At 36.4% G+C, this 25,183-nt stretch carries 19 protein-coding genes; 8 read left to right on the plus strand and 11 right to left on the minus strand.

The window, feature by feature from the left end; all coding sequences use genetic code 11:
• Positions 1 to 177: 177 nt before the first annotated feature.
• Complete coding sequence (locus tag SFA27_RS05305; protein ID WP_407296828.1) at positions 178 to 2,979, minus strand: GH92 family glycosyl hydrolase; 2,802 nt, start codon at positions 2,977 to 2,979, stop codon at positions 178 to 180.
• A gap of 94 nt (positions 2,980 to 3,073) precedes the next feature.
• Here SFA27_RS05305 and SFA27_RS05310 point away from each other — a divergent pair, with 94 nt between their 5' ends.
• The gene (locus tag SFA27_RS05310) at positions 3,074 to 5,416 is read left to right on the plus strand and encodes a TonB-dependent receptor domain-containing protein (protein ID WP_407296831.1); all 2,343 of its coding nucleotides are present in this window, start codon (positions 3,074 to 3,076) and stop codon (positions 5,414 to 5,416) included.
• 112 nt (positions 5,417 to 5,528) lie between these two features.
• Here SFA27_RS05310 and SFA27_RS05315 read toward each other — a convergent pair whose 3' ends face one another.
• Entirely contained in the window at positions 5,529 to 5,984 is a 456-nt protein-coding gene (locus SFA27_RS05315; RefSeq protein ID WP_407296834.1) for a hypothetical protein, read from the minus strand.
• 224 nt (positions 5,985 to 6,208) lie between these two features.
• Here SFA27_RS05315 and SFA27_RS05320 point away from each other — a divergent pair, with 224 nt between their 5' ends.
• From SFA27_RS05320 to SFA27_RS05335, 4 genes are all read left to right on the plus strand, one after another.
• Positions 6,209 to 8,164, plus strand: coding sequence for a hypothetical protein (locus tag SFA27_RS05320; protein WP_407296837.1), 1,956 nt, complete (start codon positions 6,209 to 6,211; stop codon positions 8,162 to 8,164).
• A 39-nt stretch (positions 8,165 to 8,203) separates the two neighbouring features.
• Entirely contained in the window at positions 8,204 to 8,950 is a 747-nt protein-coding gene (locus tag SFA27_RS05325) for a hypothetical protein (RefSeq protein ID WP_264517171.1), read from the plus strand.
• 118 nt (positions 8,951 to 9,068) lie between these two features.
• A complete protein-coding gene (locus tag SFA27_RS05330; protein ID WP_047378704.1) occupies positions 9,069 to 10,175 on the plus strand; it encodes an Mrp/NBP35 family ATP-binding protein in 1,107 nt (368 codons plus the stop codon).
• A 46-nt stretch (positions 10,176 to 10,221) separates the two neighbouring features.
• Entirely contained in the window at positions 10,222 to 10,470 is a 249-nt protein-coding gene (locus SFA27_RS05335; RefSeq protein ID WP_002977212.1) for a NifU family protein, read from the plus strand.
• A gap of 111 nt (positions 10,471 to 10,581) precedes the next feature.
• Here SFA27_RS05335 and SFA27_RS05340 read toward each other — a convergent pair whose 3' ends face one another.
• From SFA27_RS05340 to ppk1, 7 genes are all read right to left on the minus strand, one after another.
• Positions 10,582 to 11,289 (minus strand): barstar family protein, encoded by a 708-nt coding sequence (locus SFA27_RS05340; RefSeq protein ID WP_407296840.1) that lies wholly within the window; start codon positions 11,287 to 11,289, stop codon positions 10,582 to 10,584.
• A 24-nt stretch (positions 11,290 to 11,313) separates the two neighbouring features.
• Positions 11,314 to 11,706 (minus strand): DUF3060 domain-containing protein, encoded by a 393-nt coding sequence (locus SFA27_RS05345; RefSeq protein WP_047378702.1) that lies wholly within the window; start codon positions 11,704 to 11,706, stop codon positions 11,314 to 11,316.
• A 182-nt stretch (positions 11,707 to 11,888) separates the two neighbouring features.
• Positions 11,889 to 14,927 (minus strand): choice-of-anchor I family protein, encoded by a 3,039-nt coding sequence (locus SFA27_RS05350; protein WP_407296843.1) that lies wholly within the window; start codon positions 14,925 to 14,927, stop codon positions 11,889 to 11,891.
• Positions 14,928 to 15,067: 140 nt separating this feature from the next.
• Positions 15,068 to 15,217: a hypothetical protein gene (locus SFA27_RS05355; RefSeq protein WP_156118480.1), complete on the minus strand. Its 150-nt coding sequence runs from the start codon at positions 15,215 to 15,217 to the stop codon at positions 15,068 to 15,070.
• A complete protein-coding gene (locus SFA27_RS05360; protein ID WP_407296847.1) occupies positions 15,214 to 15,867 on the minus strand; it encodes an NAD-dependent epimerase/dehydratase family protein in 654 nt (217 codons plus the stop codon). The genes SFA27_RS05355 and SFA27_RS05360 overlap by 4 nt, the downstream gene beginning before the upstream one ends.
• Positions 15,868 to 16,200: 333 nt before the next feature.
• Positions 16,201 to 17,085, minus strand: a complete 885-nt coding sequence (locus SFA27_RS05365) for an exopolyphosphatase (protein WP_047378699.1) — start codon at positions 17,083 to 17,085, stop codon at positions 16,201 to 16,203.
• Complete coding sequence (gene ppk1 / locus SFA27_RS05370) at positions 17,082 to 19,154, minus strand: polyphosphate kinase 1 (RefSeq protein WP_407296851.1); 2,073 nt, start codon at positions 19,152 to 19,154, stop codon at positions 17,082 to 17,084. Before ppk1 ends, SFA27_RS05365 begins: the two co-directional genes overlap by 4 nt.
• Positions 19,155 to 19,499: 345 nt before the next feature.
• On the opposite strand from ppk1, the gene SFA27_RS05375 reads away from it, so the two are divergent.
• Both SFA27_RS05375 and dnaK read left to right on the plus strand, forming a co-directional pair.
• Positions 19,500 to 20,738 carry a zinc-dependent metalloprotease gene (locus SFA27_RS05375; RefSeq protein WP_407296854.1) on the plus strand — a complete coding sequence of 413 codons (1,239 nt, stop codon included), beginning with the start codon at positions 19,500 to 19,502 and terminating at the stop codon, positions 20,736 to 20,738.
• A 152-nt stretch (positions 20,739 to 20,890) separates the two neighbouring features.
• Positions 20,891 to 22,789, plus strand: coding sequence for a molecular chaperone DnaK (gene dnaK / locus SFA27_RS05380; protein WP_047378697.1), 1,899 nt, complete (start codon positions 20,891 to 20,893; stop codon positions 22,787 to 22,789).
• A gap of 125 nt (positions 22,790 to 22,914) precedes the next feature.
• On the opposite strand, the gene SFA27_RS05385 is transcribed toward dnaK, so the two are convergent.
• A complete protein-coding gene (locus tag SFA27_RS05385) occupies positions 22,915 to 23,805 on the minus strand; it encodes a winged helix-turn-helix domain-containing protein (protein ID WP_407296858.1) in 891 nt (296 codons plus the stop codon).
• Positions 23,806 to 23,940: 135 nt separating this feature from the next.
• On the opposite strand from SFA27_RS05385, the gene SFA27_RS05390 reads away from it, so the two are divergent.
• On the plus strand, positions 23,941 to 24,480 hold the full coding sequence (locus tag SFA27_RS05390) for a hypothetical protein (protein ID WP_407296861.1): 540 nt from the start codon (positions 23,941 to 23,943) through the stop codon (positions 24,478 to 24,480).
• Positions 24,481 to 24,663: 183 nt separating this feature from the next.
• Here SFA27_RS05390 and SFA27_RS05395 read toward each other — a convergent pair whose 3' ends face one another.
• Positions 24,664 to 24,981, minus strand: coding sequence for a DUF3892 domain-containing protein (locus tag SFA27_RS05395; RefSeq protein ID WP_407296863.1), 318 nt, complete (start codon positions 24,979 to 24,981; stop codon positions 24,664 to 24,666).
• Positions 24,982 to 25,183: the final 202 nt, after the last annotated feature.

Consider the following 25,183-nt stretch of genomic DNA (forward strand, 5'->3'; position numbering starts at 1 on the left):
ATTTTGAAGGGCAATTTTTTTAGCTGGAAGATTGATGATGGAAGAAGGAAGTTTCTGGAAGTTTACAGATTAATTTCAGTCTGTTTTATTAACTTTTTGAAAACTAAATTCTATATAAACTGACTTCAGGAAGTAATTCGTAGAATAGAAACTTCCATCTTCCTTCTCCCGTCTTCCTTATTTTATACCAATCTCATCAATAAAGATATAAGCATCTCCTCCTGCTCCCTGGTGCCATTCCGGAAGTTTTCCGAAGTAGTAAGCTTTTACTTTAACATATCGGGCTTCGGTAGGAAGAATTTCCGTAGAAAAATCTTTGATCTGTACTTTTTCATCCTTAGGATCAATATCATTGTCAATGGTCTTCAGAAGGATAAAATCTTTTCCGTTCATGGAAGCGTAATATTCCACCTTTTTAGGCATCAGAATCCATGCTCTGCTGTCCTGAAGGTAAGTGGAAGATAAAGATTTTATGTTCTGAGGAGATTTAAGATCAATAATTGCTTCAAAATTTTGTCCCTGATATCCCTGCCATTCACCCTTTCTCCAGTTAACATCACCTCTGATTCCATCAATAAGAGCCAGGTTTCCTGTGGCGCTGTACTGCGGAGTCACTTTTGACAGAATATTAATATCCCAGTAATTAGGTCTTCTGTTGAATTGGGCTGTGGTGACAGAGCTTTTTTCTCCGCTTCTTTCGGCATAAGCCATTACCTGTGTGGTTTTGGTGATAGAAAATGGTCCTTTGTAAGTAGAGAACGTCTTTCTTTTATTGCTGTCGCTTTCATCCATGGTCATATAATACACCTTGTCATTTGGATGTAAAGGAGTGATTTGAACTTTGGCAGAAAAATCGAAAATTCTGTCTGCAGCAATTACTGGTGAAGCTGTTTGTTCTGAATATTTAAAGTCCTTAACAGGTTTTACATTTTCAAAACCAAGTTTCTTAAGCTCAGCTCTGCCGGTATTTTTGGTAATTGTTTTTGTAGTACCGTCTTCAAGGTGAATTTTAATTTCATCAAAATAAGGTGTAGTTGTTTCCCATTCCGGTAATCCTGGGGTAACGGAATAAATTCCCATAGAACTTAGGATATACCACGCACTCATCTGGCCGCAGTCTTCATTTCCGATCAGTCCGTCTGGAGTATTTTTATAAAAATTATCAAGGATATATTTTATTTTGGCATCTGTTTTTTCTGGTTTGTCTACAAAATTGTACAGGTAAGCGATGTGGTGGCTTGGCTCATTTCCCTGAGCATATTGTCCCATCAATCCCGTGATATCTACCTGTTCTCTACCTGTTGTTTTATCAGGAGCAGTGAAGATGGCATCAATGAACTGTTCAAATTTTTCTTTTCCGCCATGTGCAGCAATAAGTCTCGGAATATCCTGCTGCACGGAATAAGAATAATGCCATGAATTCCCTTCTGTATAATTGTTGTTTACTTCTCTCGGATCAAATGGTTCATACCAGTTTCCATTCTTTCTTGGCTGCATAAACCCGGTTTTAGGATTGTAAAGGTTTTTCCAGTTTTGAGAACGCTTCATGAAATACTGATAGTCTTCTTTTTTGCCTAAAATTTTTGCCATCTGAGCAATGCACCAGTCATCATAAGCATATTCTACGGTTTTGGAAACACTTTCATGCTCATCATCTATGCTGATATAATTATTCTGCTTATAAGCATTCAATCCGAAAATATCCTGCATTGCAGAGCCTTTGGCAGCCTGAAATGCTTTTTCATAATCAAACCCCTGAATTCCCTTGGCCATAGCATCCGCAATCACAGAAACGGAGTGATAGCCAATCATACATTCCGTTTCATTGGAAGCCAGCTCCCATACCGGAAGTTTTCCGCCCTGTTCGTGTTGTTTGATGAAGGTGTTGATAAAATCTGCGGTTCTTTTTCGGTCAATTAAAGTCATCAGCGGATGAGCCCCTCTGAAAGTATCCCAAAGTGAGAAAACGGTATAATAATCAAAACCGTTTGCGTTATACAGCTTGTTGTCTCTGCCTCTGTATTTTCCGTCAACATCCATATTGATGTTCGGTTGTGTAAAAACATGATAAAGAGCAGTGTAAAAAACGGCTAGTTTATTTTTATCATCAGACTTCACTTCAATTTTTGAAAGCTCTTTGTCCCAATTAGCTTCTGCCTGTTTTCTTACAGCATCAAAATCCTTTGATTGTCCTTCTGCCAGCATATTTTTGCCTGCTCCTTCATATCCTGTGGGAGAAATAGAAACTTTCACATTAATTTTTTCTCCTTTTTTTACATTGGTTGAAAATGCTAGCGTAAGCTTTGTTCCGGTAAAAAGATGGTTTTCCTGTTTTCCGTTGACTTCTTTTTTTGAAATTTTCATAGGTTTTGAAAACTCAATTCTGGCGTAGATATACTGGTTGGTAGCCCAGGCTTCACTTCTTCTGAAAACTTCAATGGTTTTATCATCAATGATTTTTACTTCACCTTCCAGAAGCTTATCCCTGTGGTTGAGGTCTAAAATAATATTGGCATCACCTGCATTGTTGAAGGTGTATTCATGATAACCAACTCTTTTTGTTGTTGTAAGGCGTACTCCAATATTATGTTTATCTAATTTAACAGTATAATATCCGGCGGTTGCCTTTTCATTTTTATGTGAAAACTTTGAGGAATAATCTTTGCTGTTCAGATTTGGATTTCCCATTGTAGGCATCAGCATAATGTCTCCATAATCTGAAACTCCGGTTCCATTCAGATGGGTATGAGAAAAACCATAGATCACAGAATCTGAATAATGATATCCGCTGCATCCGTCCCAGCTTCCGTCTATTCTTGTGTCTGGAGAAAGCTGCACCATTCCGAATGGAACAATAGCACCGGGAAAAGTGTGGCCATGCCCCCCGGTTCCTATCATTGGATTGACATATTGAGAATAATTCTGTGCGGAAATGATCTGAGTAATAAATATTGAAAATGCAATAAGCCTTTTTTTCATGTTCTGATTTTATAATAGCGAAGATATTGAAAAACAGTAAAAGAGATGTAATAAAAGTCGATTACGGCTTGTCTTATTAAAAACGATATAATTCATGAAGAAGACGTTACTTGCTGTAATCATGCTGTTACCGGCAGCTGCATTTGCCCAGATGATAACAGGAAAGATTACCCAAACCGGAAATGCTGTTCCTTACGTTGAGGTGGTTGCAGAAAAAAATCAGAAGAAGCAGACAGCTATTTCGGACGAAAAAGGAAATTACTCACTGAAACTTTCGGAAAACGGGAACTACCATATTAAGCTTATCCAGGACGGTGTAGAAATATCTAATAATGAATTGACGGTAAATGGTGAGATGAAACACGATTTTTTTATCGAAAAAAAGAAAGAAAAACAGATAGAAGGCGTTACACTTACCGCCAGAAAAAAGCTGATTGAGAGAAAAGCAGACAGATTAGTTTTCAATGTTTCCAATTCCGTGGCTTCACAGGGAATGGATGGAGCAGATGCTCTTGCAACGACGCCTCTGGTAAAAGTAGATGACAATACCGGAGTTTCCATTGTCGGAAAAAGTGGCGTAGCAGTAATGATCAATGACAGGATTCTGAATTTGTCAGATGCAGAACTTGTTACTTACCTGAAAAGTCTCAGATCCGAAAATATAGAAAAAATTGAAGTCATTACAGCTCCTCCTGCCAAATATGAAGCGCAGGGAAACAGCGGCCTGATCAATATTGTTTTAAAGAAAAATCAGAATCTGGGATGGAGTGGAAGTCTTACCTCCAGCCTTCAGCAGCAGACCTATACCGGAAATTCAAACAGTATAACTTTGAATTATCAGAATGAAAAACTGCGCACTTCATTGAAATTAAGACAGAATAAAAATGAAAAACATTCTTATGAAAATTACTGGATAGAAGGAGCAGACGGCCTTAAAAGCAATGATAACAGAAGAGATTTTGGCGATGGGCTGGGTGCCAATTTAAGTCTGGATTATCAGTTGGGTAAGCGTTCCAATATCGGATTTATTTATGATTTCGGATTTGGACATTCCAATATGGATATTACCAACACTTCGGACTATTTTCAAAATGGAAATTATACCAATACCTTACTCACTTATGCGGAACACAGAGCTACAGGGAAACAGCATACAGCAAGTGCTTACTATGATCTTAAATTCGGTAAACAGGATAATAAACTGAATATTACCGGAAATTATTTTTCCAATACTCCGGAAACGATCATTGATTTTACCACCACAGAAAGTTCCGGAGACCGCTTTATCGTAAAATCACCATCCATGGTGGATTATAAAATTTATTCCGGGCAGGCAGATCTTACACTGCCTTATCAGTTTGCGAAAACAGAAACAGGAGTGAAGTTCACAAATTTTGATAATAACTCCAATATCTTTTATCAGAATTTAAAGAACGGACAATATATCACAGATCCCCTGAAGAGCAATGAGTTTGAGTACAATGAAAAAAACTACGCCGCTTATATCAGTTTTGAAAAATCATTTAGCGAAAAATGGTCGGCAAAGGCAGGTTTACGTTACGAATATTCTGTAGTCAACGGAAATTCTTTAACATCCGGGCAGCAGACCGAAAATTCTTACGGGAAGTTTTTTCCAACAGCTTATATCAGCTATAAGAGCAATGAAAATCATACCTTCAATCTGAACTATTCCAAAAGAATCAACAGACCGGGATTTCGTGCGATTAATCCATACCGCTGGTACATCAACATCAATTCCTATTTTACCGGAAATCCTTTCCTGAAACCGTCTATCAATCATAATTTTGAATTTTCTTATGTTTATAAAGGAAAACTATCAGCGTCTGCTTATTTTCAGAGGTCAGTGGAGGCGTTTGGCCAGCTCGCTAATCTGAAAGGTGAAAACAGAGTAAGTACTTTTGAAAATTACTACAATCAGAACAGTTTGGGTGTTTCGCTTAATTACTCAGATACTTTTTTCAAAAAATGGGAAGCTAATTACTCGGCCAATTATTCTTATATGAATACTGATGTTTTTGCAACGGATGCTCTTTCCAGAAAAGGAAACAGCTATGATTTCGATTTTCAGAATAATATATCACTCAATTCAAGCAAAACCATACAGCTGATTCTGAATTACTGGTTCCGTCTGCCTTCCAACTCAGGAAATTCATATATGAAGTTTGCCGGGAATTTTACATCAGGCCTGAAGCTAAACCTTATGGAAAAAAGCCTTCAGCTGAATGTATTTGTTTCTGATATTTTGAAGCAAGGGAAAAGTCAGGGTGAAATTTATTATACCACAGGAACACACTCTTATAATAATTATTACGATGCAAGAAGACTTACCATATCCGCAACCTATACTTTCGGAAATAAAAAAGTAAAAGGAATGGACCGCAATGTAAAGTTTGATGAAAAAAACAGAGCGAACTGATAATTTGAATTTAAATTGTTGTTTTTGATGTCATTCTAAGTGAAACGGAGTGAAATGAAGAATCTCTTCTTTTATAAGATTCTTCCTTCGTCAGAATGACAGTGCGAAATATTTACACTTCCCCTTCAAAGACAGCATTGAGATATTCCTCCTTATCATTTTCTTCCCGTCCGGAGCCCAGATATTTTTTCCAGGACTGGGATTCATGATAAACAATACCCATTTCCCAGACACAGTAAGTAGGGAGGTGGGTTTTGTTTCTGTCCCATATTTCAAAGTTGCCGGAACCGTCATAGTAAACACTTTCCCATAATTCATTTTCACTTCGCCACGTACATACCAGGAGAAGGTAGTTTTCTCCGCAACGATGCATGATGACAAATCCCAGATCATCAATATTCTGAAAGTCTTCTTCTGCATATTCAATACACAGCCGGGCATTATGGATGTCCTGTGGGGAGATTTCGGCCGGATCATCAGCCAGATCGTACCATTTGAATTTCGTTTTTCCAACGGTGAAAATTCCTTTTGACAGTGCATATTTGGAAGGGTAGGTGTTGGTTTTCATAATAATTGTTTTGCAATGATAATGGTGTCAATAAATCTAATTATTTTATTTTAAATACCTACTCATAAATATTTTTATCAACGAATAAAATACCACAAAAGTGTTATATGAATCGAATTTCAAATTTCGTAAATTTGATTATAAACTAATAATTTCTGGTGTGACAGGCTAAAGAAGTTCCTTAATGTCAAAAGCATTGGGAACATCAATACAAACTCAATAACATGATGGAAACACTGCTTTTTTACCTTTTGCTGCTTGCTGCAGCTGCGTTTCTGATTTTTTACTTTAAAGACAGTCTGTACACTGCTAAAAAAGTGAAAATATTCAAAGATATTGATGAGAAATATCCTTATTACTTTATTCCCCGAAAACCTGTCAAATGGTTTGATTTTACAGGGCTTATGAATAGTTTCAGAATGGTTTCTCTTTCTGCAGATATCCTTTCTATCATTGATAAAAGAGAAATGCAGACCGCTTTGGGAAAAGATACGGGAAGAGAGCTGATAGAGAATAACTGTGATGAACCGGAAGATGAATTGTGGTTTGATTTCATTGCAGATACCGGTGATGGCTTTGATGCTACTACCAGTATCTTTTATCATTTGACACGAGACAGCTATACCTATTCTTTTAAAAATGAATTCAACAGAGATGTTGAGGATGAGGTTGAAATCAGGTTGAAAAGGGGATCTGTTTTGGTAGTAGGAGGCGATCTGGTATATCCCGTAGGTTCTGAAATCAATTACAGAGACCGCTTCAAAGGACCGTTAAGACTTGTTGCTCCTGATACAAAAAAGGCAGGTCCGATATTGATTGCCACACCAGGAAATCATGACTGGTATGATGGTTTAAGTGCTTTTTTCAGGCTGATGTGCCAGAAAAGTAAAATCAGTGACTACAGAACGGTACAGAACAGAAGTTATTTCGCCTATTCACTAAGGGAGAATGTTCACTTAATGGGTATTGACAATCAGCTGCTGGGAGATATTGATATTCCTCAGATGACTTTTTTTACGGAATATGTAGAGAAAATATCAAAAGGAAATGATACCAATCATATTATCCTGCTCATTGCAGAACCCTACTGGTACAATTATCAGATAAAAGACAGACACAAGAGAAGACAGCGTATGGACAGTCTGGAATATATCATCAGAACGATGAAAGAAGCTGTGAGAAAATTAGAGGCAAGTAATATAAAGTCGGAAATTATTTTTGATGTCGTGCTTACAGGAGATATTCATCATTATTCACATTATAAATTGGATGAAAATGAGAAAGGCTATGACAAAGAGATCAAACATTATATTACTTCAGGAGGCGGCGGCGCTTTCGGACATATTACCGATTTTTTAAAAGAGACAATCACTCTTCCCATCCTGCAGAATACAACGACTACAGAACTCACATATCAACTGGATGGCAGGTATCCGTCTAAAGAAAAATCCGGTAAAAAAACATTCTGGAACCTCATTTTCTTTATCATCAATTATGAATTTACCGTATTGTTGTTTTTGCTCTCTTTAATCGTTACCTATACCCATTGTTACTCAGATTCTATTTTGAAAGGTTTAATTTTATTGTTAATTCCTGTGATTTTTCATTTTACCATCACCAAAGTCACCAATACAGAATGTTCCGAAAAGGAAAAATGGACAAGTAAAATTCTGAGGGGATTTTTGTTTGTGTTATCGTTTGCTGTTCAGTGGTTTGTATATATGAAACTTCCCACTTATGGATTTGCTTTTTTAGAGGACAGTCATTTGTCTTTTATCCATATTAATGAAATAAAAAGTTTCTTTAAAATTCCTGCGGGCTGTAATTATTTTGTCTCTCAGCTGATCATTTCCGCTCTTTTGCAATCCATGCTTTTTGGATGGTATATTCTTTTCGGATATCATTTTTTTAAATTGTATGTCACCGAAATTTCATCAGGGAAAATAAATACAGGAAATAAAAACTTTCTGAAGTTTAAAATAACAGATAAAGAAATCGTCATCTATGTAGTTGCCATAAAAAAAACATACCAATGGATGAATTTATTAAAAAAGAAACAGGCTTCCAGTCTGCAAAAAGAGATGCTTACCGAGGATCCAAAGAAATTTATCAAAAACAATTTCAAGCTGGATCCGGATAAAAATGTGAAAATTATTGATAAAATAACAATTTCATTATAACCTCTGCTTCTAAACAACTATAACCTCAAAACGAACCTCATGGAAACTAACTTAAAAAAAACGGCTCAGGATGATAATAACGGAGTATTGATCTCTTATTACCAACTTCGAATGTTTATCGGATTACTTGGATTTCTTCTTTCATTCCTTCTTTTTTCGACGACCTATTTCCTGAATGACGAGCATCCGCTCAAAGTAAGTATCAGCCATTATTACTACAGTTTCGGACACATAATTTTCGTAGGAACATTATGTATTCTGGGTGGATTGTTTGCCACTTACAGAGGAAAAGATAAATATGAAAATATGCTTTCAAATTTTGCCGGAGTAATGGCGGTGTTGGTTGCTGTATTCCCAACCAGATTTCAAGGCTATGGAGGGAATATTTATATTACGATAGACAAAGCGAATTATCAGGAATGGTTCAGCTGGGTACACTATATCAGTGCAGGGCTGCTTTTCTTGTCTTTTGCCGTTTTTTGTCTCTATTTCTTTCAGAAAAGTGATAAAGAACAGGATGGGGAACCTGTTTCCGAAGAAGAAGCGCTTAAGAAAAGCCGCAGAAATCTGTATTATAAAATTTGTGGCTGGGGAATACTCATCAGTCTAGCGTGTATTGGGCTTATTGCTATTTTAGGGGATGATTCAGCTTCTGCCAATCAATTTTTAACCTATTCTACTCTTATTTTTGAAACCACATCCTTGTTTTTCTTTTCTACCTCCTGGCTGCTAAAATCCAGTGAATTCTGGAATAAAAATATTCCGTTAGTAACCTATTTCAGATAATAATTGCCGATATATAAAGGGCTGAAGGTCTGTGTTTACAAAAGAATTTATCTATGATTGTGTTTACTTATTCTAAATAGGTGAAAAATGCGTAAATTTGTAAACAATTTATATTTATATGTTGACGAAAGAAAAGGTTCAGGATTTCCTTAAAGAAATAGAAGTAGACGATTTGGTGAATAATCTTCAGATTATGGGTGATGATGTTTATATTGACATGACTGCTCATTCGCCTGCAATGCACGAAAAGAAAAAACTGGAGGCTGCAATGAAACAGGCTTTTGCCAGTGAGTTTGGAGAAAACGTTCATTTAAAACTTAAAATCGTTTCTCCGGAGCCTAGTGAAATTCAGCAAAGTCAGATCAAAGGAAAACAAATTCCGGGAATTCAAAATATTATTGCTATTGCTTCCGGTAAAGGAGGAGTAGGAAAATCTACGGTTTCTGCAAATATGGCAGTAACGTTAGCTAAAATGGGCTTTAAAGTAGGATTATTAGATGCTGATATCTATGGTCCTTCAGTTCCTACCATGTTTGATACAGAGGGGCAAAAGCCAATTTCTGTGGAAGTGAATGGTAAGAATCTTATGAAACCTATCGAGAACTATGGGGTAAAAATGCTTTCAATAGGATACTTCTCAGGAGCTAATCAGGCTGTAGTATGGAGAGGCCCGATGGCTTCAAAAGCTTTGAACCAGATGATCAGAGATGCTGCATGGGGAGAACTGGATTTCTTATTGATAGACCTTCCTCCGGGAACAGGAGACATTCACTTATCAATTATTCAGGAAGTACCTGTAACAGGTGCGGTGATTGTAAGTACACCTCAGCATGTTGCATTGGCAGATGTAAGAAAGGGTATTGCAATGTTCCAGATGGAAAGTATCAATATTCCTGTTCTTGGATTAATAGAAAATATGGCATATTTTACACCGGAAGAACTTCCTGAAAATAAATATTATATCTTTGGAAACCAGGGAGCACAATATTTAGCTGAAGATCTTGGAATTCCGGTATTAGGAGAAATTCCATTAATCCAAAGCATCAGAGAAGCAGGAGATGTAGGAAGACCAGCCGCGCTTCAGGAAGGATCAAAAATTGCAGATATCTACACAGAAACGGCAAGAAAAATGGTGGAGAGTTTAGTGGAAAGAAACAAAAGTCTTCCTCCTACTGAGGCAGTAAAGATTTCAACAATGGCAGGATGCTCACCAAAAGCAAAATAATAATACCTTTCAATACATTTGAAAGAACCAAATTGAACTGAAAAATATGGAAACAAACATAACGCACGAAGATACAGTAACAAGAGTAATGGAAGCTCTGGAAAGCATCAGACCGTTTTTGAATAAAGACGGTGGTGATATTGAGCTTATTGATGTGAAAGATAATCAGGTGTTTGTGAAACTTTTGGGTAACTGTTCCGGATGTTCGTTGAATTTTTCAACCCTGAAACTAGGTGTTGAAAATACCATCAAACAACATGCACCGGAAATCGAAAAGGTAATCAACGTAGAGTAAAATTATATCTGAGATATTTTTAAAAAGACAGGCTTGTTTAAGACCTGTCTTTTTTTGTTGAAAATAATAAGTGAAATATAAATCAAACCTAACAGGTTTTTGATGACAAAATTAGTTCAGCAGAACTTTGACATTATGATCTTCAAAAATCTCAACGATCTGGGTAAATTTTGTTTTCAGTATTGTTTTACTTCTTTTATGATTGATCCAGTTGAGTTCTGAAATGGATTCTACTCCGAAATCTCCATGGAGACAATCATACAATGCATATAGATTACGTCCGAAGTATCCCAGAATTCCGTGAATTTCTTCTCCCAGAGTGCAAAAAAAACCATCTAAGCTGTGAAATTCATTTCCATCGATCTGAATGTTGATGTTTTGCCTGTTTATTTCAGGATTCTGAGAATGTAAAGCATAAACAAGCCATCCCTGTAGTTCATCTTTTCTGAAACTTTTCCAGATATTCTTTTCATTAATTTCATTATTGAGTTTCATATCCAGAGCTTTTTGATACCCTTTTGGACTTGTCCACGCAAAACCGGTTAGAATAATATTTTTTTTGGACTTACTTATTTTAATGCTGGTGATAAAAGTACTTGATATAATATTGTTTTGTGGGTCAAGTTTACAAATAAAACCATTATTCTGGTAAATTTTAGAGGCATTTTCTATAGCAGAAATCAGGTTGGAAATGTTATGAACATTCACCAGCCTAATTTTTTTATAAGCAATAGGATTAGATCCTTCAATATTCTTTACCTGATCTATTAATGTAATGATTTCAGGATCATTTCCAGTATCTAATGCAAATCCAAACATGCAACTAATCTTTTCTAATTATTTTTATTGTTTTACAACTTTGTTTCCTACCCCTTCAATAGAGACATCAGGTTTTCCTGATTTTGTTCCGGAAGTTCGGTAGTAGACTATATTGCCGCCTCCTTCCATGGATATTTTATCCACTTTGTCGATGTATACTTTATTACCAGTCCCCGAAACAGTAATTTTTTTTGCACTTCCTTTGACTGTTAATGTATTATCACCACCTTCTACCTCAACAACGCCTCCACTAAGGGCATAATTGAGTGTATGACCTACACCTTCTACATGTACGACTTTATTACTTTCTGTTTTTTCTACTCCTTTTACAGATTCTACTTTTCTGGATTGTGAAAAAGCTGTTCCTGTTCCGAATAAAAGGAAAGCCAGAATTCCAGCAGTTTTAATATTTTTCATTGTGAATTTGGTTTTGTTGAAGGTAAATATAGAAATAAAATGATTTTTTCTGGCATGTCAAAAAGTTAAATCATCTTAAATAATGAGTTTTATATTTTAGCTGACTTCAAATTTTTCAATAACAAAAAAGCTCCGGAAAATCCGAAGCTTTAACTAAATAGAATGTATACCGTAATTTATGTTTACTTTACAATGACTCTTTTGATCTGTCCTTCTGAAGTTTTTACAAGATAAACTCCGGTAGAAAGATTAGATGTGCTTATTGTTAAAGCATTTTTTTCCTTTGCGATTAACTTTCCGGACATATCATACAATTCGTAATCCTGTTTTCTGTTAAAGTAAAGTGTATTTCCTTTGTTGACAGGATTTGGGAATACGTTGAAGGTTGCCTGTTCAGTTTTTATCTCACCTGTTCCAAGTGTAGCCGGCATTGCCACTTCATACATGGATAGAGTTCCGCTGATTTCATTGGCAACAATCACATACCCTTTATTGGTGGTTGTATTTTCAGGAGCGATGTAGATAATTCCTTCAGGGCCGTTGTCACCTCCGTAAGCTGAAGTAGAACGGGAATGTTTATAATCGGTGAAAATAGGGGTGTTAGGGTCTGTGATATTGTACACCATAACTCCTCCGGTTCTTTCTAATGTGATGAAAGCATACGTCTGTCCGTTGATGTTTCCCAGTGCTACCCCTTCCGGCTCAGGACCTTTTGCACGGCTTCTGTTTTTAGCTCCGTTGGATTCATTATCTGCATTGAAAATTAACGGGTGATTAGCTGCAATATATCGCTCAAACTGATCCCCGCTATCATATACAATCTGTTTGGTGTCAGTATTGAAAATAGAGAACGAACGTGCCCCTAAAGCGGCCATTTCTTCAAATTCTGCATCTCCGTCTGTATTTCCTGTGGCAGATGAAACCCTGAATCTTCCCAGATTATAGGATGCCTTTAAAATACTTGAATTCGGGAACAGTACAGGATCTAAAATATAGCTGTTTGCCCCTACAGTGGTTCTCTCACTGAATCCTGAAAGGTCTTTTTCATCACCTTCGTTGGCTGTTACAATATAATGGGTGCTTCCTACCTTATAATTCTGTACCGCATCCGGAACATAATAAGCTTTTACCGGCCAGTTGGCAATTAAAACCTCTCCATTATTATCTGAAGCATCAAAGCCATTACCAGGAAGGCTCATATCTTTCTTACCTAATCCCCAGATTCCTGTGATGGTTTTAGTGACCAGGTTAATTTCAGCAATGGCATTGTTCTCCTGTAGTGTTACCCATGCTTTCTGACTATCTGCACTGATGGTAACGTATTCAGGTTCCAGATCCTGGGAAAGCGTATTGTTGGTTCTTACTTTTCTTAAGCCGGTAGACGTTAACGCTGTCAGCTGAGAATCAAAACTGTTGAAATTAAGAGTCGTTACATTACTTTGTGTAAGGTTTCCAATACCGCCGGAGATGTCAATAATACTGATTGTTCCTTCTGGATCTACGGTGTAAGTGTCATTAGGCTCTCCTTCATTTGCGGTAACCACTTTTGTTCCGTCAGGGGAGAAGGTAATCATATCCGGTAATGCTCCTACGTTTACCTGTTTCAGGAAGTTTCCGTTAATATCAAAGAATACCACAGAACCGTTTTGCTGTGGATCAGTATTGGGAGAAGCGGCTGCAATGATTCCGCTTTTTACAGCAATACTTGTGATACCGCCATAAGGAGCCATATTCACTGTTTTTACTACTGATGGAATTGCCGGATTACTGAAATCAATGATATCAAAAACATCCGTAATGGAACTGATTGTGAATAAACGTTGTGTTGACGGATCATGAACCACAATTTCCGTAGAACTGTTATTATTTCCTGAAGGATCAAAACTTCCGAGATAATTCAGTTGGATCTGATGAGACGGAACTGGTGCCGGTTTATCATTATCTACAATATAAACAGTTGCAGAATTATCCCCTGAAATAGTTGCTCCTGTAGGGTTTTCAAGGCTTACGACAAAATATTCGGCCTGCTGTTCTGCCACTGTGTCATCAATAATCGGAATGTTAACTGTATAACTTGTTGTAGATGGAGTGATGTTAATAGTCTGGTTGGCTAAAGTAAAATCATTAGCATCAGCTGTACTGAATGGTGCTGGTTTTACCACAAGATTTACCGTAGCTGTTGAAGGATTGGTGATATTGATTTTAAATGCAAGATTTCCTGAGTTTTCATTGACCTTGATGAAATTCTTTTCCAAAGAAATTGTTGTTCCGGCTGTAGTGAAAGTACTGGATGTAGCGGCAGTAACCCCATTATCACTAAAGTCTTCTACTGTATTGGGTTTAAGTGCAACATAATAAGTTTGTCCCGGTACCAGCCCTGAAGTTGGAATCACGGTAATGATATTGTTGCTGAAAGTTGTTGTAAAAGGAATTGGTGTGCCTGAAGCATTCCCAAGGCGGAGCTCTATAAGGTTTTGAGCATTAGAATTATTGATCGCAGAATTATCTGTTAATCTTATATTTTCATTAAAAGATAATGTAGGATTTACAGTAGTTGAAGCGTTATTGGTATTATTAGCAGGAAGATAGGCAACGGTTGGTGGGGTGATATCAGAACCACCAGCAGGAGTTGCATCTACCGTAAAGTTATCAAAACGATTATTTCCTCCTGTTCCGCCTCCTGTTGCTGAGAATTCAACTTTTAATTTAAAATTGGGGTTGTTATTGGCTCCCTGTATGTTAGAAAAATCAAGAGTAATCAACTGAGGATTGGCATCCTGAGGATTCACAGTCTGAAACTGCACAAAAGTAGTTCCGTCTGTTGAATAAGACCATGTCTGGGTACCTGCTCCCTGGCCGGATCTTCTGGTAGTAAATTTAATAATGACATTATTGTATCCTGTGGTAGGCAGATTAAACTGTAATCCTCCTCCAATCGGATTATTGAACCTTAAATGGGTTCCGGCTGCATCTCCATTTCTGGCATTTAAATTTTCATCACTAAAATTCTGTCCGGTACCCCCGGCAAAATCTATTACACTCGTACCTCCTGCTATAGCTGTAAGAGAACCATTTACCATAGTAGAAGAAGGTGTAGTGACTGTGGGGGCAGAAGTATTGTTATTAAAATTCCAGTAATGAATCAGTGTCTGTCCGAAAAGACCGCTCTGAAAAAAGAATGCGGCAATCACAGACCCTTTTAATAGGTAGTTGTTGATCATTTTTACTTTAATTAGTTAAATACAAAAATGAACTTTATGTTTCGCAACTATCTTAATGGAATTTTAAGAAATGTTTAAAAAATAGGTTTGTTTCCGATAAAAGATAAAATAATGTTTGGATGAAGGCTCGTAGGATGTATTTATTTTCCTGATTTTCCTGAAAAATTTAAAATTGTTCCGGACTTATTCCCTTCCAATGGATGTTTCTGCATATAAAAATATCCTGAAACAGCAGTCACAAGCAAGAGTACAAAAATAACCAGAATAATCCTTCTTAACATGTCTCTCATATCGCTAAATTTTTAATATCTCTAATTTCTAAAGTAGATGTAGGGTACCCTTTTTGGGTCACATTGATCATTGCTCTACCCACTTCCTGTAAAGTTAATGATTTTGATTGAAAAAAAACAGGAAAAATCCAAATAAAAGGTTTAAAAAACCATTTTACATTCAATTGACCGTCAACAGGTTTCATAAATCCGGGACGGAAATTGTACGCTCCTTTGAAATTCATTTTTTTCAAATCATTTTCGGTTCTGCCTTTTACTCTTGCCCACATCATTTTTCCGCTCTCTGTGCTGTCTGTGCTTGCCCCTGAAACATAACTGAAAACCATATCCGGATTTTGGTTCAAAACAGCTTTTGCAAAGTGTAAGGTTGTATCGTAGGTGATTCTGGTGTAATCTTCTTCATTCATGCCTACACTGCTGATTCCTGCACAGAAAAAACAGGCATCATAGCCTTTCAGTTTTTCATCATGAATGTCTATGGATAAAAAGTCCGGTACAAGGTATTCTTTCAGTTTGGGATGTGATCTTCCACAAGGTTTTCTGCTTATGCTGAGGATTTCAGAAACATTGGGATTCTCAAGACATTCCATTAAAACGCCTTCGCCTACCATCCCTGTAGCTCCTGTAAGAATTATTTTGATTGGATTCATTGTTTTGCTATTGATAATGGTATGACGAATGGGGACGGGGTTTTACTTTAAAATTTATAAAAGTTTTTATTAAAAAGTAAAAAGTAAAAAGTAAAAAGTAAAAAGTAAAAAGTTGTTGCTAAATTTCAATAGGGTTGCCTGTAATACACTAATCCTCCACTGGCTTTAGCCAAAACTTAACAACAGAAACACATTTTATATGAAAATACATGTGAAAATCCAGAGATTGCTTCGTCGCGTTGCTCCTCGAAATGCTAATATGTTGGAAAGATGAAAACAGCTCCCCAAAATAAAACCAGCTCAATGGCTGGTTTACAATATTGTGATTTGTTGTTATTTTTTGTGTTGTAACTGACTGTAAATATTATGGATCAATCCGTCTGCCACAGATATTTTAGGGACAAAAATCCTATTGATATCAGACCATGACATCACATTGTTGAAGATGCTCAGGGCATGTACCAATACATCAGCACGGTCTTCCCTAAGGTTGTAATTGGTCATCCTTTCTTCCACAGACAGTTCATTGAATTCTTTATAGACCTTTTTCAGATGAGATAAAGACATTGGTTTCCCATCTTTGGTTTTGCTCATGGAAAACACTTTATTGATGTTTCCTCCTGATCCAATGGCTACAATTGGTTTTTTACTGACGATATTTTTATTGATCTCGTCCTTCATCTCTTTCCAGTTATCCATTGTAACCAGGTTGTTGAGAAGACGGATCGTTCCGATATTGAATGATTTTTCGTAAACCATTTTACCGTTTTCATAGAAGGTAAGTTCTGTAGAACCTCCACCAACGTCGATGTATAGGTAGGCGAATTCTTTATCAAGGCCTTCAGCAACATGGTTTTCATAGACCAGGGTAGCTTCTTCGTCACCGGAAATGATTTCGATGTTGATTCCGGATGTTTCTTTTACGAGGCCGATAATTTCATTACCATTGGCAGCATCACGCATAGCACTGGTAGCACAGGCTCTGTAATGATCCACTTTATATATTTTCATCAGATCACTGAAGATTTTCATGGAATCAATGACCATTTTTTCTCTTTCGGGACCTATTTTTCCGATGGTAAAAACATCCATTCCCAGTCTCAGAGGAATTCTGAGAAGGTTGAGTTTAATGAATTCAGGTTTTCTGTTATTAATCTTAACTTCATTGATAAGAAGGCGGGCTGCATTACTCCCTATGTCTATCGCTGCTATCTTCATTTTTTGCTTGTTTTAGCTTTTAAATATTTATAGGTTTCTATTTGTGAACGGCATTCTTTTTTATCATTTCTTATGTATTCATTGCTGAGTTTTTTATCCAGAATTCTGGCTTTTATATTATCCCTAAGCTGAATGTCCAGAATATCTTTTAATTCTTTCTTAAGGTTTTTATCAGTGATTTTAGCAGCGGCTTCAATCCTGTAGTCCAGGTTTCTGGTCATCCAGTCAGCGGAAGAAATGTACATGTCTTCTGTTCCTTTATTGTAGAAATACATTACTCTGGCATGCTCCAGGTATTCATCTACAATACTTATAGCTTTTATTTTTTCTTTAAATTCTTTCTGGTTTACGGCACAATAGATTCCTCTTACGATGAGTCTGATTACCACACCAGCTTTGGCAGCCTCATATAGCTTTTCTATCAGCAGTCTGTCGCTCATAGAATTTACCTTGATGATGATCTCTGCTTTTCGGCCTGCTTTGGCTTCTTCGATTTCTTTATCAATATGGTGAACAATCTTTTCACGCATAAACTGAGGGCAAACTAATAAATTTTTACAAGTTTTCAAAATCGGAATAAAATCATCCTTCGGTTTTTTCAGCACATTGAATACTTTATTGATATCTGCCATGATGCCGCGATCGGCTGTAAGGAGCAGATGATCACCATATATTCTTGCCGTTTTTTCGTTGAAATTTCCAGTACTTACAAATCCATATTGGATGGTTTTATTATGCGCTCTCTTTTTGATAACACATAGTTTAGCATGTACTTTTTTGTTGGGAATTCCCACAAGAACTGTAATTCCCTCCGGTTCAAGCATATCTTTCCATTTCAAATTGGACTCTTCATCAAACCTTGCCTGAAGTTCCAGCATTACAGTCACTTCTTTACCATTTCTGGCGGCATAGATGAGCGCGTTGATAATTTTTGAACTGCTTGCCATACGGTAAGCGGTGATCTGTATAGATTTTACATCCGGATCCATTGCTGCTTCACGGAGAAGATCAATCACTGGATTATATTTGTGATAAGGAAAACTAAGAAGCACATCTTCTTTTAAGATAACATCTGTCACTCTTTCACCATGTTCAAATGCCTGATGCGTAAAAGAGCTTCTTTCCACAGGTCTTTCATAGGCTTCAAAAACGTCTGGGAAATCCATGAAATGCTTGAAGTTATGAATTTTTCCTCCCGGAATAATGCTGTCTTTTTTCGTTAAATTCAGTTTTCTGATAAGGAGTTCCAGCAGCGCTTTATCCATATCTTTATCAAAAACGAAACGGGTAGGTTTTCCCTTTCTTCTGTTTTTAAGTCCTTTTTCTATTTTTTCTGCGAAGTTGGTTCTGATGTCATTGTCCAGATCCAGTTCTGCATCTTTTGTTACTTTAAAAGCATTAGCAGAAAATTCATCATATCCGAAATAAGAGAATATGTGCGGAAGATTGAAAGTGATCACATCTTCCAGAAGCATTACGTTTTTCTCTTCAGGATCTTCTGTTGGAAGCAATACGAATCTCCCTACAAAACGGGAGGGAATCTCAATAATAGCATAATTGCTGGAATACTGCCAGTCCTTTTTTCTCATCGCTACTCCCAGATAAAGACTTTTGTCTCTTAAATAGGGCATTGGCGTATTTTCATGAAGAAGAATAGGAATTACATTGGATTCTACCACTTCATCAAAATATTGTCTGACAAATTCTTTTTGTGCTGCTGTCAGGTTTTTGGAATTTTTAATGAAAACTTTATGATCAGCCATTTCGGTTTGGATCTTTTTCCAGGTTTTATCGAAATTCAGCTGCTGTCTCATGACAACTTCATTGATTCTCTGAAGGATCTTGGAGGGTGGTTGGTAGAAAGATTCAGCAATCACTTTTTCCTTAAAATCCATGGCACGCTTTAATCCGGCAACACGTACTCTGAAAAATTCATCTAAATTGTTGGAGAAAATTCCGAGAAAACGTATTCTTAAATGTAAGGGAACTTTTTCATCCATGGCCTCCTGTAAAACTCTTTCATTAAAGGCAAGCCATGTAATATCTCGTGGATTAAAGTGTAATGACATTCTAAATGTGTATATTTTATCAAAAATAATAATTCGTAAAGATTCTGCCTCTATTTCTTAGATTAAACTTTGATTAATTTTTAAAGATTGGTGAATTGATAATAAAAGGGCTATTGTAAGCTATGATATTCCCAGTTCTTGGACAAAAATATGTATTGTGAAAAAAGTTTTAAAATGTAAAATATTCTATATTGTAATTTTTTTGTTGATTTTTTTCTCATTCTAATCCATAATATTTTAATAAGTGTGATTATTGTCAAGATATATAGTATAAAGTACTTTTTACCTTCAGAGTGTTTTTTTTAGGAATGGTTATATTTATCGCTTACTTTATAATTATTTTCCATGAAAAAAATTTTACTATTGACTGCTGGCCTTCTAATGGGCAATGTTTATGGACAGAGAGAATGTGCTACTGATTTGAAAATGAAGGAGTTTTATGCGAGAAATCCCCAGGCTCTGGCAAAAAAAGAAGATTTAAGAAATTATTTAACCAGTAAGAGTGCGGCTGCTAATACATTGGGTAAAAACGGTCAGACTGTTGTTACTATTCCAGTTGTAGTACATGTTCTTTATGGAAGTGCTGCACAGAATATTTCCGACGCTCAGATTGCATCGCAGATTGCTATCCTGAATAATGATTTCAGAAAATTGAACCCTAATTTTAGTTCTGTAGTTCCTGATGTTTTCAAGCCCTATGCTGCAGATATGGAGCTGACATTCTGTATGGCAACAAAAACGCCTACAGGTGCTTCTACTACAGGTATAGAAAGAAAATCAGTGGCCTCAAATTTTGATTTTGCTAACCAATATTATTTATCAACCGGCCTTACAGCCTGGGATCCTACTAAATATCTAAATATATGGGTAGGGAATATGCCTAATCCTTATCTGGGGTGGGCTTATCTGCCTGATGCAGCAGGATTTCCGGAGGACGGACTTGCTATTGGCTATAAATACTTCGGAACTACAGGAGCCGCTGTGTCTCCTTATAATGGAGGACGAACTGCAACACATGAAATAGGACATTATTTCGGATTGCTTCACCCATGGGGAGAAGATGGCAGTGTATGTGGAACACCGGATAATGATGACGGCTGTGCAGATACTCCTGCTATTAATGATGCCCATTACGGGGGTAATGTTTTTCCAGATAACGGCTTTATGTGTAATCCAACTGCAAACGGTGCCATGTTCATGAATTTTATGGATTATGTGACAGATACAGAAATGGCATTCTTTACCAATGATCAGAAAACAATCAAAACTAATACTATGGCAGGTCCAAGAGCTAGTCTACTGAACTCCAACGCCTGTGCTTTCTTATCAGTAAATGAAGTGGAAAAAGCAAATTCTATTAATCTTTTCCCAAATCCTACTACACAGTACATTTCTATAGCTTCTCCTTTAGCGCCAATCAATGAAGTAGAAATTTTCAATGCTGAAGGAAGACTTGTGAAAAAAGCATTTATTAAAAATGAGACAGATAAAATTGATGTGAAAGATTTTGCCAGTGGTGTCTATTATGTAAGAACTTATAATGGTAAAGACTTCGTCAAATCAATGAAGTTTATCAAAAAATAATGAAAATATTTCCATATTAAATCATATAAAGCCTCGATTTTATCGAGGTTTTTAATTTTATTGTGTCATTTTGTCACAATTCTTTGAATGGTACAGATATTGAGAAATTGAGAGTGTAAATTAAATTAAAAATAGAAAAAATATAAAATATTATGAGTAAAATAATTGGAATTGACTTAGGAACAACCAACTCTTGTGTTGCTGTAATGGAGGGAAAAGACCCTGTTGTTATTCCTAACGCAGAAGGTAAGAGAACTACTCCTTCTATCGTAGCTTTTACAGAAGACGGAGAAAGAAAAGTAGGTGATCCTGCAAAAAGACAGGCTGTAACGAATCCAACAAAAACTGTTTACTCTATCAAAAGATTTATCGGAACGCACTTTAAAGATGATGCTTCTGAAATCACAAGAGTACCTTATAAAGTAGTTGCCGGACCAAACGATACTGTAAAAGTAAAAATCGACGATAGAGAATATACACCACAGGAAATTTCTGCAATGACGCTTCAGAAAATGAAGAAAACTGCTGAAGATTATCTTGGACAGGAAGTTACAAGAGCGGTAATCACTGTTCCTGCATACTTCAATGATGCACAGAGACAAGCTACTAAAGAAGCTGGTGAAATCGCTGGTCTTAAAGTAGAAAGAATTATCAACGAACCTACAGCTGCAGCATTAGCTTACGGTCTTGATAAAAACCATAAAGATCAGAAAATCGCAGTATACGACCTTGGTGGTGGTACTTTCGATATCTCTATCCTTGATTTAGGAGATGGTGTATTTGAAGTATTATCTACAAATGGTGATACTCACTTAGGAGGTGATGACTTTGATGATGTGATCATCAACTGGATGGCTGATGAGTTCAAAGCTGAAGAAGGTGTTGAATTAAAATCTGATGCAATTGCATTACAAAGATTGAAAGAAGCAGCTGAAAAAGCTAAAATTGAATTATCTTCTTCTCCTCAGACTGAAATCAACTTACCATATATCACGGCTACTGCTACAGGTCCTAAGCACTTAGTGAAGACTTTAACAAAAGCTAAATTCGAGCAATTATCTGCTGATCTTGTAAGAAGATCTATGGAGCCTGTTGCTAAAGCATTAAAAGATGCTGGTCTGTCAACTTCTGATATTGACGAAGTAATCTTGGTAGGTGGTTCTACAAGAATCCCGATCATCCAGGAAGAAGTAGAAAAATTCTTCGGTAAAAAACCATCTAAAGGAGTAAACCCAGATGAGGTTGTAGCTATTGGTGCAGCAATCCAGGGAGGTGTATTGACAGGTGATGTAAAAGACGTACTACTACTTGACGTTACTCCACTTTCTTTAGGTATTGAAACAATGGGTTCTGTATTCACTAAATTAATTGAAGCGAACACTACGATCCCAACTAAAAAATCTGAAGTATTCTCTACAGCTTCTGACAACCAGCCGGCTGTAAGCATCAGAGTAGGACAGGGTGAAAGATCTATGTTCAATGATAACAAAGAAATCGGTAGATTCGATCTTCAGGATATCCCACCAGCACCAAGAGGAGTTCCTCAAATTGAAGTAACCTTCGATATTGATGCGAACGGTATCCTAAGTGTATCTGCTAAAGATAAAGGAACTGGTAAAGAGCAGTCTATCAAAATTCAGGCTTCTTCAGGTCTTTCTGACGAAGAAATCGAAAGAATGAAGAAAGAAGCTCAGGAAAACTCTGCAGCTGATGCTAAGAGAAAAGAAGAAGTTGAAATCTTCAACAAAGCTGACGGATTGATCTTCCAGACTGAAAAGCAATTGAAAGAATTCGGTGAAAAACTTTCTGCTGACAAAAAAGCAGCTATCGAAGCGGCTCACGCAGAATTGAAAACAGCTTTTGAAGCTAAAAATGTTGATGATGTGAAAGCTAAAACTGAAGCATTAGATGCAGCATGGATGGCCGCTTCTGAAGAATTATATGCAGCTGGTCAACAGCCAGGTGCTGATGCAGGTGCAGGAGCTCAGAATGCTGGTGGAAACGCCGGAGCTGAAGATGTGCAGGATGCAGACTTCGAGGAAGTAAAGTAATATAACTGACATAGAATAAAGCTAATACAAGCGGGATAAAATATTTTTTATCCCGCTTTTTGTTGCTTTTACATCCTTTGTACCGGCATTAAAGTTGCGATGATATGGAATTTCCTCATATTTTCTTAAGGGTTAATTTCCAGCTTATATCCTTTTCCGCGTACAACAACAATTTTAATATTTGGATCAAATTCCAGTTTTTTTCTTAGTTTGGAGATGAACATATCCAAACTGCGTCCTACTATAACCCCTTCATCTTCCCACACTTCTTTTTGTAATCTGCTTCTTTCTATGGTTTCGTTAGGGGATAATGCAAAAATGAGTAACAGACGCATCTCAGTTCCGGTTAATTCTATTGTATTTTCATTGATTATAAGCTTACGGTTCTTCGCATCGAACAATGCCGAGCCTAAAGTGATCGTGTCTGTATGCTGGCTTTCAGGTAAAATTTTTCGGGCCTTAAAAGATCTGAAAAAAATAAAACCAATGAATGCTAAAAATGACAGGCCACCCAGAAGATATCCGTTTTTTTCTATAGCTGTTCCTGTCGGTTTAAATTTAATGTTGATCGTATAACAGGCGATGGGCTGTCTTCTTCCTCTGCATGGTACAACATCATTTTGCTTATTTTTGGATATAGCGTATCCATAGGCTACACTGGAGTTGTTACAATTAAGTACATTAACAACATAATCATTTGCGAACGGGTCTTTGGCTAATACACGCTGAGTAGTACTTACCAGAGAATCCGGTTGAAAAGTAATCTTATTCTCAAAGCTGATCAGATATTCATTTTTTGCAATTTTTTTCACTGGGAGTACTCTTGATGTACTGTCACCTGATTGCAGAAGTACTTCATGTCCGATTTTGCGGAGTAAAACTTCTCTTCTGGCAAAATCAAAATCGTCACTATCCTCACTGCTGAAAGCCACATAGATAATCCAGATAAATAATAGAAGTATTAATCCGAGCAGATATTTACGTTTTCCTGAAAGTAGATTTCTACTATTAAACATAGTGTCAATTGTTTATTTACAAAGTTTACATTTTTATTTACAATTTTAAACTTACCAGCAGGAAAATATTAAAATAATTTTGCTGTATCAACTTTAAAAAGAGATAAAAATGTTATTAATTAAATCTAAAAAACTATGAAAAAAATTATTTATGTACTGACCTTACTGCTGGTTGTGGTAAGCGGACTGGTATTTGCTAATCGTGAAATTAAAAATGAAACTTCTGAAAAGCCAATCTCAAAGCCTCTCTCTGCTGCTGAAAGGAAAGCTGCATTGAAACAATGGGAGGCTACCCCTGCTGGTAGAATGTACAAAAAATGGGAAGCATCTCCGGCAGGTAAAAAAGTGCAGGTCGCTGAAGCTAAAATAGGGAAGAACATTAAATATTACATCAATATGGAGGGAGTTGTAACTTCTCTTTCTCTTCCGCCAGGCTCAAGATTAGGTTTCGGAGTAATGGTCAGGATTAATGGTGATGATTACATTGTCAAATTTGAGCCGGAAAAGTCTCAGCTCGAGCAATTACATAGCTTGAAAGTTAATGACAAAGTAATTATAAAAAGTCATAACGTATCGCACGCACCCAAGTATTCATACCCGATAATTTCGGGCGAATATCTGGAACGGAATGGTAAAGTGATTTTTCAACGTGTCTCCCGTAAAGGAGGCTGCTAAGTAATTGTAAAAGTGCAACCAATTTTGCAGATGATTTTTTAAAACAGAAAAATTTTACAAAAAGGTTTTTGTAAAATACTGGATATCGTTTTCTATGTATTTAATTATAGGTCAATCCTGCAGCAAACTTTGTTTGCTGCAGGGTTTTATTGAAATCTGTAAAAAGTTTTTTACTTTAACATATTATGGAGCAATCCAATCAAAATCAATCAAGTGTTCTAGGTTATTTGTTTCTTTTTTATCTGGATTTGATCTTAAATATTTTCCATTGGAGCCATTAACTATTGTTACAGTTTCACCAATATTCCATCCACTCGTACTATAATTCCATATCCAAGTTGTGGCACTATTGCCTTGAATTTCTAGTAGTTTAATTGCTTCATCTTTTGATTTTTTTGTGGCCCTAGATGTCGTATTGTTATCATTTACTGTATGAAATGCATAATGTGTAATTACATTGTTTGAGTTTTTCCAAACTCCAGAGATTCTGTATTTTGCCATAATTTATATTGTTAATTTATTAGCAATTTACTAGTTAATATTTGTTAGTTTTTGTGGTTTTCCGTAAATATTCTAAAAAATAAGTTCTAAAATACTCTTAATAGATTAAGTATTAAATTTTAATAAAATATTTTAAGCTGAAAGATTGAGTTGTTAATTATGATTACTGTAAAAGTCACTATTTATGGTAATTTATATTATT

Source organism: Chryseobacterium sp. HR92 (assembly GCF_045689405.1).
Taxonomy (GTDB): Bacteria; Bacteroidota; Bacteroidia; order Flavobacteriales; family Weeksellaceae; genus Chryseobacterium; species Chryseobacterium viscerum_A.

What these genes read in the sequence shown, in the direction of transcription:
- SFA27_RS05345 (WP_047378702.1), bottom strand. Translation starts at nt 11,706, where the DNA reads ATGAAAAATATTAAAACTGCTGGAATTCTGGCTTTCCTTTTATTCGGA.
- SFA27_RS05320 (WP_407296837.1), top strand. Translation starts at nt 6,209, where the DNA reads ATGATGGAAACACTGCTTTTTTACCTTTTGCTGCTTGCTGCAGCTGCG.
- SFA27_RS05375 (WP_407296854.1), top strand. Translation starts at nt 19,500, where the DNA reads ATGAAAAAAATTTTACTATTGACTGCTGGCCTTCTAATGGGCAATGTT.
- SFA27_RS05305 (WP_407296828.1), bottom strand. Translation starts at nt 2,979, where the DNA reads ATGAAAAAAAGGCTTATTGCATTTTCAATATTTATTACTCAGATCATT.
- ppk1 (WP_407296851.1), bottom strand. Translation starts at nt 19,154, where the DNA reads ATGTCATTACACTTTAATCCACGAGATATTACATGGCTTGCCTTTAAT.
- SFA27_RS05365 (WP_047378699.1), bottom strand. Translation starts at nt 17,085, where the DNA reads ATGAAGATAGCAGCGATAGACATAGGGAGTAATGCAGCCCGCCTTCTT.
- SFA27_RS05355 (WP_156118480.1), bottom strand. Translation starts at nt 15,217, where the DNA reads ATGAGAGACATGTTAAGAAGGATTATTCTGGTTATTTTTGTACTCTTG.
- SFA27_RS05385 (WP_407296858.1), bottom strand. Translation starts at nt 23,805, where the DNA reads ATGTTTAATAGTAGAAATCTACTTTCAGGAAAACGTAAATATCTGCTC.
- SFA27_RS05310 (WP_407296831.1), top strand. Translation starts at nt 3,074, where the DNA reads ATGAAGAAGACGTTACTTGCTGTAATCATGCTGTTACCGGCAGCTGCA.
- SFA27_RS05335 (WP_002977212.1), top strand. Translation starts at nt 10,222, where the DNA reads ATGGAAACAAACATAACGCACGAAGATACAGTAACAAGAGTAATGGAA.
- SFA27_RS05395 (WP_407296863.1), bottom strand. Translation starts at nt 24,981, where the DNA reads ATGGCAAAATACAGAATCTCTGGAGTTTGGAAAAACTCAAACAATGTA.
- SFA27_RS05340 (WP_407296840.1), bottom strand. Translation starts at nt 11,289, where the DNA reads ATGTTTGGATTTGCATTAGATACTGGAAATGATCCTGAAATCATTACA.
- SFA27_RS05330 (WP_047378704.1), top strand. Translation starts at nt 9,069, where the DNA reads ATGTTGACGAAAGAAAAGGTTCAGGATTTCCTTAAAGAAATAGAAGTA.
- SFA27_RS05350 (WP_407296843.1), bottom strand. Translation starts at nt 14,927, where the DNA reads ATGATCAACAACTACCTATTAAAAGGGTCTGTGATTGCCGCATTCTTT.
- dnaK (WP_047378697.1), top strand. Translation starts at nt 20,891, where the DNA reads ATGAGTAAAATAATTGGAATTGACTTAGGAACAACCAACTCTTGTGTT.
- SFA27_RS05390 (WP_407296861.1), top strand. Translation starts at nt 23,941, where the DNA reads ATGAAAAAAATTATTTATGTACTGACCTTACTGCTGGTTGTGGTAAGC.
- SFA27_RS05360 (WP_407296847.1), bottom strand. Translation starts at nt 15,867, where the DNA reads ATGAATCCAATCAAAATAATTCTTACAGGAGCTACAGGGATGGTAGGC.
- SFA27_RS05315 (WP_407296834.1), bottom strand. Translation starts at nt 5,984, where the DNA reads ATGAAAACCAACACCTACCCTTCCAAATATGCACTGTCAAAAGGAATT.
- SFA27_RS05325 (WP_264517171.1), top strand. Translation starts at nt 8,204, where the DNA reads ATGGAAACTAACTTAAAAAAAACGGCTCAGGATGATAATAACGGAGTA.